The organism is Streptomyces sp. P3 (assembly GCF_003032475.1).
In the GTDB taxonomy this organism is placed as follows: domain Bacteria; phylum Actinomycetota; class Actinomycetes; order Streptomycetales; family Streptomycetaceae; genus Streptomyces.
This window is the reverse complement of the sequence record NZ_CP028369.1, coordinates 4,157,455-4,175,149: the sequence shown is the minus strand read 5'-3', so window position 1 is coordinate 4,175,149 and position 17,695 is coordinate 4,157,455. Positions and strand designations below refer to the sequence as shown.

The window sequence follows — 17,695 nt, the reverse complement described above, 5'->3', positions numbered from 1 at the left end:
GAGGACGAGGGTACGGCACGCCCCCCGCCGCAGGTGATCAGTACCGCCGCTCCTGCTTCTGCTTGCACTCGACGCACAGCGTGGCCCTCGGGAAGGCCTGCATCCGGGCCTTCCCGATGGCGTTGCCGCAGTTCTCGCACAGCCCGTAGGTGCCCGCGTCCAGCCGTTCCAGGGCGTGCTCGGTCTGGATCAGCATTTCGCGCGCGTTGGCGGCCAGCGCCAGTTCGTGCTCGCGCGTGATGTTCTTGGTGCCGGTGTCGGCCTGGTCGTCGCCGGCGCCGTCCCCCGAGTCCCGCATCAGCCCCGTCAGGGCCGCCTCGGACGCCGCCAGCTCCGCTCGCAGCCGCGCCTGCTCGGAGTCGAGTTCCGTGCGGGCCTCCTCGACCTCCTTCAGTGTCCACGGCTCCTCGCCGGGGCGTACCGCGAGTTCGCCGGGCTCCGCCGCGGCGAGGCGTGCCTTGGGGACGGCGGTCTTCGCCGCCGTGGCCGTACCCGGAGTCTTCTTCGCAACCACAGTCGTGGCTCCCGTCTGCTCCGCGGCCGAGGCCGCGCCCACCTTCTTGGCCGTGTTCTTACTGCCCGCGCTCGTCGCCGCCACGCTCTTCGCGCCGGTCGCCTTCCTGGCCGTCGCCTTCTCGGCGGTGGCCCTCCCCGCTGCCGGCTTCGACGCGGCGGCTCTCTTCGAGGCGGTCTTCCTGGCGGTCGTCCGCTTCGCGGCCGCCTTCCCGGCCGTCTCCTCCACGGCCACCTGCTTCCCGGCGGTCTCCCGGGCGGCGTCGTCCGCGGCGGCGTCCTTCGGGGACGCGCCCGACTTCGTCGCCGCCGTCTTCGCGGGCTCCGCCTTCGCCGACGCCTTCGCGGCCCGCTTCTTGGTCCCTGCGGCAGCCGACGACCGCACGGACCTCACCGCTGTCACGGCCTTCCCGTCCTCGGCCGCGCCGCCGGGGGCGTCCGTGGACGTTGCGGACGCCGGCTGCTGTACGGCGGTCTTCTTCGCCACCATGGCCGCGGCCCCTTCACATTTTGTGATCTTGCACGCAAATCGTGCTGGGACGATAAATCGACTTGGAGCCCGCGGCAACGGGGCACACCGCCCGATTCGCCCGCCTCGCGCACGCCACGCGGGGGGCCTGCCTCGGTTGTGCCCAGCTCCCCGCCGGGTAATCCGCCGCACCGGCGTCCCGGCACACGCACACGCACGGTGTCGCGCCCGGCGACCATTCGGGGCAACCCGGACCGGGCCGCGGGCCGCGCCCCGGGGCCCCGAAAACCGGTCGGCCGCCGTCGTCGGGGAGCCGTACACTGGGCGGAGCGAAAAGCGTGGATGGGGACGAGTAGCGGCGTACGCAGCCCAGAGCGACCCGGGGACGGTGAGAGCCCGGGGGCGAGCGCGACGTGAAGATCACCCCGGAGCCGCCGGAAGAAGACCCCCGCAGGGTTGGTAGAACCGGCATCGCGACCCCAATGAGGGGGCCCTCCGGCGCGCAGGGCGCACCGGAGGGCCAAGGAGGGTGGTACCGCGGGAGCGCGCCGCACACGGCGTCCACAGGCAAGAAGGCTCTCGTCCCTCCGACGGAAGGCAGTACGTCCGCCGGAGGAAGATCGATGACGCAGTACCGTCAGGTGCCCGCCCAGGTCGACCTGCCCGCCCTCGAGCACGCGGTGCTCGAGTTCTGGCGTGAGCAGAAGATCTTTGCCAAGAGCCTGGAGCAGTCCGAGGGCCGCCCCGAGTGGGTGTTCTACGAGGGCCCGCCCACCGCCAACGGCATGCCGGGCGCCCACCACATCGAGGCGCGCGTCTTCAAGGACGTCTTCCCCCGCTTCCGCACCATGCGCGGCTACCACGTGGCCCGCAAGGCCGGCTGGGACTGCCACGGCCTGCCGGTGGAGCTGGCGGTGGAGAAGGAGCTCGGCTTCAGCGGCAAGCAGGACATCGAGGCGTACGGCATCGCCGAGTTCAACGCCAAGTGCCGGGAGTCGGTGCTCCGCCACACCGACGCCTTCTCCGACCTGACGACCCGCATGGGCTACTGGGTCGACCTCGACGACGCCTACGTCACGATGGACCCCGAGTACATCGAGTCGGTCTGGTGGTCGCTGAAGGAGATCTTCGACAAGGGTCTGCTGGTCCAGGACCACCGCGTCGCCCCCTGGTGCCCCCGCTGCGGCACCGGCCTCTCCGACCACGAGCTGGCCCAGGGCTACGAGACGGTCGTCGACCCGTCCGTGTACGTCCGTTTCCCGCTCACCTCCGGTCCGCTCGCCGGCGAGGCCGCCCTCCTGGTGTGGACGACGACGCCGTGGACGCTGGTCTCCAACACGGCCGTGGCCGCGCACCCCGAGGTCGCCTACGTCGTGGCCACCGACGGCGAGGAGAAGCTCGTGGTGGCCGAGCCGCTGCTCGCCAAGGCGCTCGGCGAGGGCTGGGAGACCACCGGCCAGACCTTCACCGGCGCCGAAATGGAGCGCTGGACCTATCAACGTCCGTTCGAGCTGGTGGAGTTCCCGGAGCCCGCCCACTACGTGGTGAACGCCGAGTACGTCACCACCGAGGACGGCACGGGTCTGGTCCACCAGTCGCCCGCCTTCGGTGAGGACGACCTCAAGGTCTGCCGCTCCTACGGCCTTCCGGTGGTGAACCCCGTCCGCCCGGACGGCACCTTCGAGGAGTCCGTCCCGATGGTCGGCGGCGTCTTCTTCAAGAAGGCGGACGAACGGCTCACCGAGGACCTCCAGCAGCGCGGCCTCCTCTTCCGGCACATCCCGTACGAGCACAGCTACCCGCACTGCTGGCGCTGCCACACCGCGCTCCTGTACTACGCGCAGCCGTCCTGGTACATCCGCACCACGGCCGTCAAGGACCGCCTCCTCCAGGAGAACGAGAACACCAACTGGTTCCCGGACACGGTCAAGCACGGCCGGTACGGGGACTGGCTGAACAACAACATCGACTGGGCGCTGTCCCGCAACCGCTACTGGGGCACCCCGCTGCCGATCTGGCGCTGCGAGGACGACCACCTCACCGTCGTCGGCTCCCGCGCGGAGCTCACCGAACTGACCGGCTCCGACCAGTCCGGGCTGGACCCGCACCGCCCGTTCATCGACGACGTCACCTTCGCGTGCCCACGGTGCGCGAAGACGGCCACGCGCGTGCCCGAGGTCATCGACGCCTGGTACGACTCCGGTTCGATGCCGTTCGCGCAGTGGGGCTACCCGTACAAGAACAAGGACCTGTTCGAGGCCCGCTACCCGGCGCAGTTCATCTCCGAGGCCATCGACCAGACCCGCGGCTGGTTCTACACGCTCATGGCGATCGGCACCCTGGTCTTCGACAAGTCGTCGTACGAGAACGTCGTCTGCCTCGGGCACATCCTCGCCGAGGACGGCCGCAAGATGTCCAAGCACCTGGGCAACATCCTGCAGCCGATCCCGCTGATGGACCAGCACGGCGCCGACGCGGTCCGCTGGTTCATGGCGGCCGGCGGCTCCCCCTGGGCGGCCCGCCGGGTGGGCCACGGCACCATCCAGGAGGTCGTCCGCAAGACGCTCCTGACGTACTGGAACACGGTCGCCTTCCAGGCGCTGTACGCCCGTACGTCGGGCTGGGCGCCGAGCGAGGCCGATCCTGCCCCGGCCGACCGCCCGGTCCTGGACCGCTGGCTGCTGTCCGAGCTCCACGCCCTCACCGACCAGGTGACGCAGTCGCTGGAGGCCTACGACACCCAGCGCGCCGGCAAGCTCCTCTCGGCGTTCGTCGACGACCTGTCCAACTGGTACGTCCGCCGCTCCCGCCGACGCTTCTGGCAGGGCGACAAGGCCGCGCTGCGCACCCTGCACGAGGTCGTGGAGACCGTCACCAGGCTGATGGCCCCGCTGACCCCGTTCATCACCGAGCGGGTCTGGCAGGACCTGGTCGCCCCCGTCACCCCGGGCGCCCCGGAGTCCGTGCATCTGTCGGCCTGGCCGGAGGCGGACCTCGCGGCGATCGACCCGGAGCTGTCGAGGCAGATGGTCCTGGTCCGCCGTCTGGTGGAGCTGGGCCGCGCCACGCGCGCGGAGTCCGGCGTCAAGACCCGCCAGCCGCTCCGTCGAGCGCTGATCGCGGCCGCCGGGTTCGACGCGCTCTCCCCCGCACTGCACGCGCAGATCACCGAGGAGCTGAACGTCGAGTCCCTGGCGTCCCTCTCCGAGGTCGGCGGCTCGCTGGTCGACACCACCGCCAAGGCGAACTTCCGCGCCCTGGGCAAGCGGTTCGGCAAGCGCGTCCAGGACGTGGCCAAGGCCGTCGCGAACGCCGACGCGGCCGCGCTCTCCCTCGCCCTGCGTGAGGGCATGGCATCGGTCGAGATCGACGGCGAGACCATCACCCTGGCCCCCGACGAGGTGATCATCACCGAGACCCCGCGCGAGGGCTGGTCGGTGGCCTCCGACTCCGGCGCCACCGTCGCCCTCGACCTGGAGATCACCGAGGAGCTGCGCCGCGCGGGCCTCGCCCGGGACGCCATCCGCCTGATCCAGGAGGCCCGCAAGAACAGCGGCCTGGACGTCGCCGACCGCATCGCGCTCCGCTGGACGGCGACCGACCCGGGAGCCGTCGACGCCCTGGACGGCCACGCCGGCCTGATCGCCGACGAGGTCCTCGCCACGGACTTCGCCCGGGGTGAGGCGGACGACACCTACGGCGCCCCGTTCACGGACGAGGCCCTGACGCTCACGTTCCGCCTGCGCAAGGCGTAACGGCCCGGCTCCACGAGGGCCGACCACCACGAGGACCCGGCTCCCCCAGCCCCAAGGGACCGGGTCCTTGCCCTTGCCCGGTCCACCGGCCGACCCGCGCACCCGCGACACCCTGCGGCAGCCCGCGACGGTGCGCGTGAACGCCCCCGTCCGGCCCGTCGTCCCCGCATCGGTCTCGGCCGTGCCGGCCCCTCGACAGCACGGTGATCGCTGTCAACACGCGTAAAAAGGGCGGGCCCCGGATCAAATCCGGGGCCCGCCCTTTGAACGCTGCCGACGCCTAAGGCGTACTACTGGCCGTCAGTTGTCATCCTCGTCGATGAGGAAGCCGCGCATCGGCGAGGGAGCCTGGCCCATCGGGGAGGGACCCTGCGGACGTACCGGAGCCATCGGCTGAGTCATCGCCGGAGACATCTGCTGCTGACCGCCGTAGGACGGGGCAGCCGGGCTCGGAGCGCCCATGCCCGGGTTGCCGCCGTAGGACGGGGCACTGGCGCCGGCCGGAGCCATGGAAGGCGCCGGGGACGGCGGCAGGGAGGCCGTGGCCGGAGTACGCGGCGGCGCGAGGGAGTCGTCCGCCTGGGTCTCCAGCTGACGCAGCTGGGACTCGAGGTACGACTTCAGACGCGTGCGGTACTCGCGCTCGAAGCCGCGCAGGTCCTCGACCTTGCGCTCCAGCGTGGCGCGGGCGGACTCCAGGGAGCCCATCGCGACGCGGTGCTTCTCCTGCGCGTCCCGCTCCAGGGCGTCCGCCTTGGCACGGGCGTCCCGCTCGAGACCCTCGGCGCGGCTGCGGGCCTCACCGACGATCTTGTTGGCCTCGGAGCGGGCCTCGGCGATCGCCTGGTCGGCGGTCTGCTGGGCCAGCGAGAGGACACGGGCGGCACTGTCGCCACCGGGGCCCTGACCGGGGCCGCCCATCGGACCGCCCATGGGGCCGCCCATCGGACCACCCATCTGCTGCTGCATGGGCTGGCCACCCATCGGACCCTGACCCATGGGGCCCTGGCCCATCGGACCCTGACCCATCGGGCCGGGACCCATCGGACCCTGACCCATCGGGCCGGGACCCTGGGGACCACCCTGACCGCCGGGACCGGCGGGCAGCTGCGGGGCACCGCTCGGCAGCTGGGGCGGGCCGCCCATGGGGCCGCCCATCTGCTGCTGCGGCGGGCCCGATATTCCCGCGGGCACCGGTCCGCCCGGACCTCGCATGCCCTGCTGCGGCATTCCCTGCGGAGGCATCCCCTGCTGGGGCATCCCCTGCTGCTGCATGCCGCCCTGCTGCATGCCGCCCTGCTGCATGCCGCCCTGCTGGGGCATGCCGCCCTGCTGCTGGTCCTGCTCCGGAGGTTTGCGCATGTTCTGCTGGTTCTGGGCAGCAGCGCGCGTGGCTGCGGCCAGCTTGGCCCGCAGGTCCTCGTTCTCACGGAGCAGGCGGGTCAGTTCGGCTTCGACCTCATCGAGGAAGGCATCGACCTCGTCCTCGTCATAGCCTTCTCGGAGGCGGACGGTCGTGAACTGCTTGTTCCGCACGTCCTCGGGGGTCAACGGCATCTCTTCACCTCAACGTAGTCGTCGGCATCGGCAAGACGGTAGTTCACATCGCTCACAGCCGGCTCACGATCGAGATCAGGATGTAGACGATGATCATCAGTACGAAGAAGGACAGGTCGAGCGCCACGCCCCCGAGACGCAACGGCGGGATTACCCGCCGCAGAAGCTTGAGCGGTGGATCGGTGACAGTGTAGGTGGCCTCCAGAACGACCACCATCGCCTTGCCGGGCTGCCATGAGCGGGCGAACTGGAAGACGTAGTCCATGACCAACCGGAAGATGAGCACGATGAGGAACACCATCAGCGCGATGTAGACGACATCCAGGACCACGCCCATGTTCGGTGCTTCCCTCTCCCCTGTTTCCGTGCTGCTCTGTACTGCTCTGTACTGCTTCTACCGGTCTTACGTCTCAGCTCTGGTTGAAGAACCCGCCTTCTGCGATGCGGGCCTTGTCCTCCGCCGTGACATCGACGTTAGCAGGCGACAACAGGAACACCTTCTGCGTCACCCGCTCGATGCTGCCGTGAAGACCAAACACCAAACCGGCCGCAAAGTCGACAAGTCGCTTCGCGTCTGTGTCATCCATCTCAGTCAGATTCATGATCACCGGGGTGCCCTCACGGAAGTGTTCCCCGATGGTACGGGCCTCGTTGTAGGTCCGAGGGTGAAGCGTGGTGATCCGGTACGGCTCTCGTTCCGACACGACCTTGGGCATGATCACCGGTGCGTTCTTCTCCAGGGACTGACGTTCTTGTGTGATGGACGCCACGGGCGCGATGCGCGCCGGACGCCCGGATTCCGCGGGGAGCGAAGAGGATCGCACCACCGGCTCACGCGGGGCGGGCGGCTGTGTGATTCGCGCCTCTTCGTCCCTTTGGGACTGATGTGTACCGTGGGACTGGTGCACCGACTCATGTCGCCGGTGATCCCGCTCGGGCTCCGGGTCGAGCTCGGGTTCGAAGTCGTCGTCGGGGTCGAATCCCCGGCCGTCGTACCCATCGTCCTCCACGAGGCCGAGGTAGACCGCCATCTTGCGCATCGCGCCGGCCATGCTCTGAGTCCTCCGCTCTGTGGTGGATCGACTTCCTACTGCCAAGTCCCTCGATCCACGTGGCCCTTATGGCCGCCTTTCGGCGGTAATGACCATATTTTCTGCTGTGGTCCGACTTCTTGGCGACGTTACCCGAGCCTGGGGCGGACTCCGAGTACCGCGGTGCCGACGCGCACATGTGTCGCTCCGGCCGCCACGGCCTCCTCGAGATCCGCGCTCATCCCCGCGGACACCATGTTCGCAGCAGGATGAGCTCGGCGCAGGTCAGTCGACAAATCCATCAACCGCCCGAAGGCCGCTCGTTGACGTCCCGCGAACTCCCCGGTCAGAGGGGCGACCGTCATCAGTCCGTCGAGGCGCAGCCCCGCGGAGCCGGCCACCCGGTCGGCCAACTCCGCGACGCCGCCCGGAGCCACGCCGCCCCTTTCGCCCCGTTCGCTCACCCCGGCGTCGAGGGCGACCTGGATGAGGCAGCCCACCTCACGCCCCGCCCGCACCGCCTCCTTCGACAGGGACGTCACCAGCCTGGCGCGGTCGACGGACTGCACCACGTCCGCGTAACCGACCACCGAGCGCGCCTTGTTGGTCTGCAACTGCCCGACGAAGTGCCAGCGAAGCGGCAGATCGGAGCACTCGGCCGCCTTCGGCGCCGCGTCCTGGTCCTTGTTCTCGGCGACATGGCGCACACCGAGCCCGGACAGGATGCGCACGTCGCTCGCCGGGTAGGTCTTGGTGACCACGATCAGCGTCACCTCGTCCCGTCCCCGCCCGGCGGTCGCGCACGCTGCAGCGATGCGCTCCTCCACTTTCGCCAGATTCGCGGCGAGTTCGTCCTTACGGTCCGTCATGCCCCATCAGTCCAGCCAGACATATCCCGCGAGTCGCCCCGTGGTGCGATCGCGGCGGTATGAGAAATGGTCTTCCGACTCCCTTGTGCACACGGGCGACCACGCCCGGTCACGCACGCCGAGCCGGTCGAGCTGTGCGTGCACCCCGGCGGTCACGTCGACGGCGGGAGTGCCCCAGCCGGTCTCGGCGTGCGCCGTCGGTTCGACGGCGGCGACCTCGGCGCGCATCGCCTCCGGCACCTCGTAGCACCGCCCGCACACGGCGGGTCCGGTGCGGGCGACGATCCGGGCGGGGTCGGCGCCGAGCGACGTCATCGCGTCGACCGCGGCGGGCACGACCCCCTTGACCATCCCGGGTCTTCCCGCGTGGGCGGCGGCGACGACGCCCGCGACCGGGTCGGCCAGCAGGACCGGCACGCAGTCCGCGGTCAGCACGGCGAGGGCCAGCCCACGGGTGGCGGTGACCAGGCCGTCCACCTCGGGGACCGGCCCGTCGGTCCACGGCCCCCCGACCTCGGCGACGTCGGCGCCGTGCACCTGGTTCATCCAGACGACCCGGCTCGGGTCGAGGCCGAGCGACGTGGCGGCGAGCTCACGGTTGGCGAGCACCGCGCCGGACTCGTCGCCGACCGCTCCGCCCAGGTTGAGCTGCTCATACGGAACGGCGCTCACCCCGCCCCACCGGTCGGTGAAGGCGAAGTGCGCGCCGCTCACGCTCTCGCGCTGTCCTATCACTTCAGGAAGTCCGGCACGTCCAGCTCCTCGGCCGCGCTGTCCGAGTAGGTACGCGACGGCGGCACCGGCGGGGAGGACGGGAGGTCGGCCACCGGCTCGGGCACCGGCTCCGGGTCCTCCTTCGGGGTCACGCTGCCGAGCGAGCCGAAGGACGGGCGGCTCTCGGGCTGCCGTACCGGAGTGGGCTCGTCGCGCCGGGCCGAGGAAGAGCCCATGACGGTCTCCCGGCGGGCCGGCGGCTGCCCGCCGTCGAAGCCGGCCGCGATCACGGTGACCCGGACCTCGTCGCCGAGAGCGTCGTCGATGACCGCACCGAAGATGATGTTGGCCTCGGGGTGGGCGGCCTCGCTGACCAGCTGGGCGGCCTCGTTGATCTCGAACAGACCGAGGTCGGAGCCACCGGAGATGGAGAGCAGCACGCCCCGGGCGCCGTCGATGGAGGCCTCCAGGAGCGGCGAGGAGATCGCCATCTCGGCGGCGGCCACCGCGCGGTCGTCGCCGCGGGCCGAGCCGATGCCCATGAGGGCCGAACCGGCCTCGGACATGACCGACTTGACGTCGGCGAAGTCGAGGTTGATCAGACCGGGGGTGGTGATCAGGTCGGTGATGCCCTGGACGCCGGAGAGCAGGACCTGGTCGGCCGACTTGAAGGCGTCGAGGACCGAGACCTGGCGGTCCGAGATGGACAGCAGCCGGTCGTTGGGGATGACGATGAGGGTGTCGACCTCTTCGCGGAGTTCGGCGATGCCGTCCTCCGCCTGGTTGGCGCGGCGCCGGCCCTCGAAGGTGAACGGGCGGGTGACCACGCCGATGGTGAGGGCGCCCAGGGAGCGGGCGATGTTGGCCACGACCGGCGCGCCGCCGGTACCGGTGCCGCCGCCCTCTCCGGCCGTCACGAAGACCATGTCGGCCCCCTTGAGGACCTCCTCGATCTCCTCGCGGTGGTCCTCGGCCGCCTTGCGGCCGACGGCCGGGTTGGCGCCGGCGCCGAGTCCGCGGGTGAGTTCGCGTCCGACGTCGAGTTTGACGTCGGCGTCGCTCATCAACAGCGCCTGCGCGTCGGTGTTGATGGCGATGAACTCGACGCCCTTGAGACCGACCTCGATCATCCGGTTGATGGCATTGACACCACCGCCGCCGACACCGATGACTTTGATGACTGCGAGGTAGTTCTGCGGTGCTGCCACGTCGAAGGCCTCTCGCCTCGAGTTACGTGTCGTCGCGTCACAGGTGATGCGATCCGACGACTGATGCCGAATGGGACGGTCCGTTTCGCCGACCCGAACCCTAACGCTGAAGTTTAGGGTTACCAGTGTGTCCGTTCCTTGAAGTCTTCTGAACAGGACACTAAGTCGACAAGTGGCGCCCGTTCAACGAACACGCCGAACCTCCCGTTTTTCTTTTCACCCTATGTGATCAGCCATGTCGCTGCCCAACCAGGGTGCTGGCCTGCGCGGATGTGCGTCAACTCCCCGATGACGCAGGGGCGGTGGGAGCGCTGACGTCGAAGTGCCGTGCGGTCGGGACGGCTTTCATGAGAGCGGTGAGTGCGCGGCCCTTGGCGGCGCCGTTCTCGGCGCTGCCCCAGGCCACCGTGCGGCCGTCCTTCAGCCGCAGTGCGATGTCGTCGTAGGAACGGACCTTGACCAGCGATGTCCCGCGGGCGACGGCGGACGGCAGCGAGCCGGCCGTCCGGACCGCCTCCCGCACCAGCCGGGCCTCGCCGAAGCGGCGCAGACTCGCCGCCGCCGATCTCGACGAGGGGGCCGCCATTTCCAGCAGCGGGATGCCTTTCGGGGCCTCGGAAACCGTGGCGAAACGTACGCCCCCGTCGTCCACTTCCACGAAGTTCGCCCCTTTTCGGACCAGTAGAACCGGCGTGCGCTCGACCACTTTCACGCTGATTCCGTGCGGCCAGGAACGGACCACCTCAACCGAGTCGATCCGGGGCAGTTCCTTGCGAAGTCGCGCCTCGACCGCGTCGGTGTCGACCGAGACGAGCGGGGTTCCGACGGTCACGACAGCGACTTCACGCACCTGTTGCGGGGTCAGCACGGCGGTACCGGTGACGGTCACCTCCCGCACCCGCAGCCACTGCGAGCCGTACAACGCCCAGACGGCACCCGCGCCGAGGAGGGAGACACCCAGCACCACAATGATGATCATACGAAGCCGGCGTGGGCCCAACCTCCGGACAAGGGGCGGGCCGGACGACTCCTGCTGGCGTGCACCGCGCTCGGCGGTGGCGGATCCGGCCACGCTCCCCTGCCCTTTCGTCCATCGTGCCTATCGGTGTGCACGTGAGGCGGCGATCGCCTCGTACACCATGCCGACGAGCAGTTCGTCGGCGTCCCGGCGGCCGAACTCGCTGGCGGCCCTGGACATCTCGTACAGCCGGTGCGGATCGGCGAGCACGGGCAGGACGGTCTCCCGTACCCACTCGGGTGTCAGCTCCGCGTCGTCGACCAGCAGACCGCCGCCCGCCTTCACCAGCGGCTGGGCGTTCAGCCGCTGTTCGCCGTTGCCGATGGGCAGCGGGACGTAGGCGGCCGGGAGCCCGACGGCGGAGAGCTCGGCGACGGTCATCGCGCCCGCGCGGCAGAGCATCATGTCGGCGGCGGCGTACGCGAGATCCATCCGGTCCACGTACGGTACCGGGATGTACGGGGGCATCCCCGGCATCTGCTGCACCCGCGGCAGTTCGTTCTTCGGTCCGACCGCGTGCAGGATCTGGATGCCGGCCTGCTGCAGCCAGGGCGCGACCTGCTGGACCACCTCGTTCAGCCGGCGGGCGCCCTGCGAGCCGCCGGAGACCAGCAGGGTCGGCAGGTTGGGATCGAGGCCGAACACGTGCCGGGCCTCGGGACGGGCGGCGGCGCGGTCCAGGGTGGCGATGGAGCGGCGCAGCGGGATGCCGATGTAGCGGGCGTCGCGCAGCTTGCTGTCGGGCGTGGAGACGGCCACCCGGGCCGCGTAGCGCGAGCCGATCTTGTTGGCCAGACCGGGGCGGGCGTTGGCCTCGTGGACGATGATCGGCACGCCGAGGCGCTTGGCCGCGAGGTAGCCGGGCAGTGCCACGTAACCGCCGAAGCCGACGACGGCGTCCGCCCGGGTGCGCTCCAGGATCTGCTCGGCCGCCTTGATCGTGCCGCGCAGCCGGCCCGGGACGGTGATCAGTTCGGGGGTGGGCTTGCGCGGCAGCGGCACTGCGGGGATCAGCGCGAGCTCGTAGCCCCGCTGCGGAACGAGCGTGGTCTCCAGGCCGCGCTCCGTGCCCAGGGCCGTGATCCCCACACCGGGGTCCTGCCTGCGGAGGGCGTCCGCGAGGGCGAGCGCGGGCTCGATGTGGCCGGCGGTCCCCCCACCAGCGAGTACGACATGCACCGAAATTCACCGCTCTCCGGACGGGCGCGCCGCCGAGGCACGCCGTCGCATCGTGTTCCATCTCCGGGGGCCCCGTGCGAACGCGGAGCCCCCCGCCCCCCGCTTTCTACCAAAGCGGCGGGGCCGCATCGCAAGCGCCGCCCGCGCAGCGGGCTCGTCGCGTGCGAAGGCGATCAGCAGCCCGATGGCGAACATGGTCGGCAGCAGGGCGGAGCCCCCGTAGGAGAACAGCGGGAGGGGGACGCCGGCGATCGGCAGCAGGCCGAGCACCGCACCGATGTTGATCACCGCCTGAGCGGTGATCCAGGTGGTCACGCCTCCCGCGGCATACCTCACGAAGGGGTCCTCCGTGCTTCCGGCCACGCGGATACCCGCATAGCCTAGAGCCGCGAACAGGGCGAGCACCGACAGCGTCCCCGCGAGACCGAGTTCCTCACCGGTGACGGCGAAGATGAAGTCCGTGTGCGCTTCGGGGAGTTGTCCCCATTTCTCCACACTCGCGCCGAGCCCGGAGCCGAAGATCCCGCCGGAGGCCAGGGCGTAGATGCCGTGCACGGCCTGCCAGCAGGCGTCGCCGGGGCCGGGATCGGTGGCGCCGATGCACTGCAGCCGGGCCATGCGGTTCTCGCTGGTCCTGATGAGGATCACGCCGAGCGTGGCGGCGATCGACAGCACGCCGACGAAGAGCCGGGTGGGCGCGCCCGCCAGCCACAGCAGGCCGAACAGGATCGCCGTGAGGATGATCGCCGTGCCCATGTCGCCGCCCAGCATGATCAGCCCGAGCAGCAGGAAGGCGACCGGCACGAGCGGCACGAGCATGTGCTTCCACTGGGTCAGCAGCCTCTTGTCCTGTTTGCGCGCGAGCAGGTCGGCACCCCACAGCACGAGCGCGAGCTTGCCGAACTCGCTGGGCTGGATCTGGAAGGAGCCGCCCAGCGAGATCCAGTTCTGGTTGCCGTTGACCGACATCCCTATCCCGGGAACCTGCACCAGCGCCATCATGAAGACGGCGCCCGCGAGGATCGGGTAGGCGAGCGCGCGGTGCAGCTTCACCGGCATGCGGGACGCGACCAGCAGCAGCACCGCCCCGATGGAGGCGGCCAGGAACTGCTTGCGGAAGAAGAACGAACCGGGCAGCGACATCTGCAGCGCGGTGATCTGGGAGGCCGAGTAGACCATCACGAGGCCCAGTACGGTGATCAGCATGCTGCCGCCGAAGATCAGGTAGTAGGCCGTCAGCGGCCGGTCCCAGGCCTTCTGCACGCGCGCGTGCAGCCGCCGTACGGGGTTGTCGCGGCCCGGCCGGGAGGTGCCGGCAGGTCTGCGGACGGTTCGCTGGACGGACGGCCGCCCGGTGCGGCTACCGGGCATCTGCCGCTCCGCTGTACGCGGCGCAGCCGCTGCGCTCGGCTGCTGCGCCGTACGTCGGCCGTGACGGTCCCACGCGTCCCTCCCAAGGTCGCCCGGCAGGCGGCCGGGTCAGGTTCCGAGTTCGCGGACGGCCTGAGCGAACGCGTCACCGCGCTGGTTGTAGTTGACGAACATGTCCATGGAGGCGCAGGCGGGTGCGAGGAGCACCGTGTCGCCCTCGGCGGCGAGCCGCCGGGCCTCCTGGACGGCTGCGGACATCGCCCCAGTGTCGGTCCGGTCGAGGTCGACGACGGGTACTTCCGGGGCGTGTCGCGCCAGGGCTTCCCGGATCAGGGCGCGGTCGGCGCCGATCAGCACCACGCCGCGAAGGCGCCCGGCCGAACCGGCCACCAGCTCGTCGAAGGTCGCGCCCTTGGCCAGTCCGCCGGCGATCCACACGATCGACTCGTAGGCCGCCAACGAGGCCTGCGCCGCGTGCGTGTTGGTCGCCTTGGAATCGTCGACGTACGCGACGCCGTCCACGTCGGCCACGTGGGCGATGCGGTGGGCGTCGGGCGTGAAGGCCCGCAGACCGTCCCGTACGGCCCTGGGGGGCACTCCGAAGGCCCGGGCGAGGGCCGCCGCGGCAAGGGCGTTGGCGATGTTGTGCGGGGCCGGCGGTTCGACGTCGGAGACCTCGGCGAGCTCCTGGGCGTTCTTCTGGCGGTCCTCGACGAAGGCCCGGTCGACCAGGATGCCGTCCACCACGCCGAGTTGGGACGGGGCGGGGGCGCCGAGGGTGAAACCGACCGCCCGGCAGCCCTCCTCGACGTCGGCCTCGCGCACCAGGTCCTCGGTGGCCTTGTCGGCGACGTTGTAGACGCAGGCGACCCGGTTGCCCTCGTAGACGCGCCCCTTGTCCTTGGCGTAAGCCTCCATGGAGCCGTGCCAGTCGAGGTGGTCGGGGGCGAGGTTGAGGACGGTGGCGGAGTGCGCGCGCAGGGACGGCGCCCAGTGCAGCTGGTAGCTGGACAGCTCGACGGCCAGGACGTCGTAGCGCTCGTCGCCGAGCACCGCGTCCAGCAGGGAGACGCCGATGTTGCCGACGGCCGCCGTACGCAGGCCGGCCGCCTCCAGGATCGACGCGAGCATCCGGGTGGTGGTCGTCTTGCCGTTGGTGCCCGTCACGCACAGCCAGGGCGCCGCGTCCGGGCCCCTGAGCCGCCAGGCGAGTTCGACGTCGCCCCAGACCGGTACGCCGGCCTGGCGGGCCGCCGTGAACAGCGGCTTGTCGGGCTTCCACCCGGGTGCGGTGACGACGAGTTCGGCGCCCGCGGGCAGGGTCGCCCCGTCACCGAGGCGCACGGTGACGCCCAGTGCCTCCAGCTCGGCGGCCTGCTCCCGCGCGCGTGCGTCGTCGCCGTCGTTGACGACGGTGACCTTCGCGCCGAGCCCGTGCAGCACCCTGGCCGCCGGGAGGCCGGAGACGCCGAGCCCGGCGACGGTGACGTTCTTCCCCTGCCAGTCGGTCACTTCTCGGCTGCCCATCCCGCGTAGAAGATGCCCAGTCCGACGATCACGCAGATGCCCTGGATGATCCAGAAGCGGACCACCACGAGGACTTCGGACCAGCCCTTGAGTTCGAAGTGGTGCTGGAGCGGCGCCATCCGGAAGACGCGCTTGCCGGTGAGCTTGAAGGAGCCGACCTGGATGACCACCGACATGGTGATGAGGACGAACAGACCGCCCATGATGGCCACCAGCAGCTCCGTGCGGGAGCAGATGGCGAGGCCGGTCAGGACGCCGCCGAGCGCCAGCGAACCGGTGTCGCCCATGAAGATCTTGGCCGGCGAGGTGTTCCACCACAGGAAGCCCAGGCAGGCGCCCATCAGCGCCGCGGAGATGACCGCGAGGTCCAGCGGATCGCGCACCTCGTAGCAGGCGTTGGGGTTGGTCAGGGTCTCGCCGTTGGCGCAGGACTCCTGGAACTGCCAGACGCCGATGAAGGTGTAGGCGCCGAAGACGAGCACGGAGGCGCCGGTGGCCAGGCCGTCCAGACCGTCCGTCAGGTTCACGCCGTTGGACATCGCGAGGATCATGAACAGCGCCCAGACGACGAACAGCACGGGGCCGATCGTCCAGCCGAAGTCCGTGATGAAGGACAGCTTCGTGGAGGCCGGGGTGTTGCCGCGGGCGTCGGAGAACTGCAGCGACAGCACCGCGAAGCCGATGCCGACGATGAGCTGGCCGGCCATCTTCGCCTTGGCCCGCAGACCCAGCGAGCGCCGCTTGACGATCTTGATGTAGTCGTCGAGGAAGCCGACCAGGCCCATGCCGCACATCAGGCCCAGCACCAGCAGACCGGTGTAGCTCGGCGGATTGCCCGTGATCAGCTTGGACAGGAAGTACGCGGCGACCGTCGCGAAGATGAAGGCGATGCCGCCCATGGTCGGCGTGCCGCGCTTGCTGGCGTGCTCGCGCGGGCCGTCGTCGCGGATGTACTGGCCGTAGCCCTTGCGCGCCAGCAGCTTGATCAGCAGCGGCGTGCCGATCAGCGTCAGGAAGAGACCGATGACGCCCGCGAAGAGGATCTGATTCATCATCGGGCGACGACCTCACCCTCGGCGTCGGTCGCGAGCAGCGCCTGCGCGACGGTCTCGAGACCGACCGAACGGGACGCCTTCACGAGTACGACGTCCCCCGGGCGCAACTCGCTGCGCAACAGGTCGACAGCCGCCTGTGCGTCGGACACGTGCACCGACTCCTCACCCCACGAACCCTCGTTGTATGCGCCCAGTTGCAGCCAGGCGGCTTCCCTGCCCCCGACCGCGACGAGCTTGCCGACATTGAGCCGGACGGCGAGCCGTCCGACCGCGTCGTGCTCGGCGAGCGCCTCGTCCCCGAGCTCGGCCATCTTGCCGAGCACCGCCCAGGTCCGGCCCCCCTTCGCCCGTGAGGCTTCGCCCATGGCTGCCAGTGCACGCAGGGCAGCTCGCATGGACTCAGGGTTCGCGTTGTAGGCGTCGTTGACGATCGTCACGCCGTCCGGGCGCTCGGTGACCTCCATACGCCAGCGGGAGAGGGAGCCCGCCTCGGAGAGCGCGGTGGCGATCTCTTGCGCGGACATGCCCAGCTCATGGGCGACGGCGGCCGCGGCGAGCGCGTTCGACACGTGATGCTCACCGTACAGGCGCATGGTCACATCGCTGCACCCGGAGGGTGTGTGAAGGCGGAAGGCGGGCTGCCCGGTGTCCGTGAGTCGCACGTTCTCGGCCCGAACGTCCGCTTCGCCGGACTCTCCGAAAAAGACCGTCTTCGCTGTCGTACGGGAGGCCATGGCCCGGACCAACGGATCGTCCGCGTTGAGGATCGCGACGCCGCCGTCGGCCGCCGGGGGCAGCGACTCGACCAGCTCGCCCTTTGCCTGTGCGATCTGTTCGCGGCCGCCGAACTCGCCGATGTGGGCGGTGCCGACGTTGAGGACGAGGCCGATCTTCGGGGGCGTCAGATCGGCGAGGTAGCGGATGTGGCCGATTCCGCGGGCCCCCATCTCCAGCACGAGGAAACGGGTTTCCCCGGTGGCCGACAGGGCGGTCAGCGGCAGTCCGATCTCGTTGTTGAGCGAGCCGGGCGTGAACACGGTCGGCGCCTTGCGCCGGAGCACCTGGGCGATCAGGTCCTTGGTGCTGGTCTTGCCGGCCGAGCCGGTGAGCGCGACGAGGGTGGCGCCGAGCCGGTGCACGACGTGCCGGGCGAGGGCGCCCAGCGCCGTCTGGACGTCGTCCACGACGATGGCGGGCACGCCGACCGGCCGGGAGGCCAGCACGGCCACCGCGCCCGCCTCGACGACCGCGGCCGCGTAGTCGTGGCCGTCCACCCGTTCGCCGACGAAGGCGACGAAGAGGCTGCCGGGCGCCACCTCGCGGGAGTCCCGGACGACCGGTCCGGTGACCTCCACGGACGGATCCGGTATGTCGTACGTCTGCCCGCCGACGACTGCTGCGATCTCGGCGAGGGAGAGGGCGATCACAA

Annotated in this window: 14 protein-coding genes; 1 reads left to right on the top strand and 13 read right to left on the bottom strand. The window is 70.4% G+C overall.

The annotated features are described in order from the left end of the window. Positions 1-37: 37 nt before the first annotated feature. Positions 38-1,003, bottom strand: coding sequence for a TraR/DksA C4-type zinc finger protein (locus C6376_RS18715; RefSeq protein ID WP_107444469.1), 966 nt, complete (start codon positions 1,001-1,003; stop codon positions 38-40). 602 nt (positions 1,004-1,605) lie between these two features. Here C6376_RS18715 and ileS point away from each other — a divergent pair. Next, positions 1,606-4,737, top strand: a complete 3,132-nt coding sequence (gene ileS / locus C6376_RS18705; RefSeq protein ID WP_107444468.1) for an isoleucine--tRNA ligase — start codon at positions 1,606-1,608, stop codon at positions 4,735-4,737. Positions 4,738-5,037: 300 nt separating this feature from the next. Here the strand turns inward: ileS and C6376_RS18700 are convergent, their stop codons facing one another. The 12 genes from C6376_RS18700 to murF form a co-directional block, all read right to left on the bottom strand. Beyond that, positions 5,038-6,294 (bottom strand): DivIVA domain-containing protein, encoded by a 1,257-nt coding sequence (locus tag C6376_RS18700; protein ID WP_107444467.1) that lies wholly within the window; start codon positions 6,292-6,294, stop codon positions 5,038-5,040. A gap of 52 nt (positions 6,295-6,346) precedes the next feature. Continuing rightward, positions 6,347-6,631: a YggT family protein gene (locus tag C6376_RS18695; protein WP_055633825.1), complete on the bottom strand. Its 285-nt coding sequence runs from the start codon at positions 6,629-6,631 to the stop codon at positions 6,347-6,349. A gap of 73 nt (positions 6,632-6,704) precedes the next feature. Further along, entirely contained in the window at positions 6,705-7,346 is a 642-nt protein-coding gene (locus tag C6376_RS18690; RefSeq protein WP_107444466.1) for a cell division protein SepF, read from the bottom strand. 128 nt (positions 7,347-7,474) lie between these two features. Next, positions 7,475-8,194 (bottom strand): YggS family pyridoxal phosphate-dependent enzyme, encoded by a 720-nt coding sequence (locus C6376_RS18685; protein WP_107444465.1) that lies wholly within the window; start codon positions 8,192-8,194, stop codon positions 7,475-7,477. A 6-nt stretch (positions 8,195-8,200) separates the two neighbouring features. Beyond that, the gene (gene pgeF / locus C6376_RS18680) at positions 8,201-8,929 is read right to left on the bottom strand and encodes a peptidoglycan editing factor PgeF (RefSeq protein ID WP_107444464.1); all 729 of its coding nucleotides are present in this window, start codon (positions 8,927-8,929) and stop codon (positions 8,201-8,203) included. Next, the gene (gene ftsZ, locus C6376_RS18675; protein ID WP_107444463.1) at positions 8,926-10,116 is read right to left on the bottom strand and encodes a cell division protein FtsZ; all 1,191 of its coding nucleotides are present in this window, start codon (positions 10,114-10,116) and stop codon (positions 8,926-8,928) included. Before ftsZ ends, pgeF begins: the two co-directional genes overlap by 4 nt. Positions 10,117-10,393: 277 nt before the next feature. After that, positions 10,394-11,188: a cell division protein FtsQ/DivIB gene (locus C6376_RS18670; RefSeq protein WP_107444462.1), complete on the bottom strand. Its 795-nt coding sequence runs from the start codon at positions 11,186-11,188 to the stop codon at positions 10,394-10,396. 27 nt (positions 11,189-11,215) lie between these two features. Further along, the gene (gene murG / locus C6376_RS18665) at positions 11,216-12,313 is read right to left on the bottom strand and encodes an undecaprenyldiphospho-muramoylpentapeptide beta-N-acetylglucosaminyltransferase (RefSeq protein WP_107444461.1); all 1,098 of its coding nucleotides are present in this window, start codon (positions 12,311-12,313) and stop codon (positions 11,216-11,218) included. A 6-nt stretch (positions 12,314-12,319) separates the two neighbouring features. Continuing rightward, a complete protein-coding gene (ftsW, locus tag C6376_RS18660) occupies positions 12,320-13,684 on the bottom strand; it encodes a putative lipid II flippase FtsW (protein WP_107444460.1) in 1,365 nt (454 codons plus the stop codon). 108 nt (positions 13,685-13,792) lie between these two features. Further along, positions 13,793-15,211, bottom strand: a complete 1,419-nt coding sequence (gene murD, locus C6376_RS18655; RefSeq protein ID WP_107444459.1) for a UDP-N-acetylmuramoyl-L-alanine--D-glutamate ligase — start codon at positions 15,209-15,211, stop codon at positions 13,793-13,795. Beyond that, positions 15,193-16,266, bottom strand: a complete 1,074-nt coding sequence (mraY, locus tag C6376_RS18650) for a phospho-N-acetylmuramoyl-pentapeptide-transferase (protein WP_107444458.1) — start codon at positions 16,264-16,266, stop codon at positions 15,193-15,195. The genes murD and mraY overlap by 19 nt, the downstream gene beginning before the upstream one ends. Further along, positions 16,263-17,693 (bottom strand): UDP-N-acetylmuramoyl-tripeptide--D-alanyl-D-alanine ligase, encoded by a 1,431-nt coding sequence (murF, locus tag C6376_RS18645; protein ID WP_107444457.1) that lies wholly within the window; start codon positions 17,691-17,693, stop codon positions 16,263-16,265. Before murF ends, mraY begins: the two co-directional genes overlap by 4 nt. Positions 17,694-17,695: the final 2 nt, after the last annotated feature.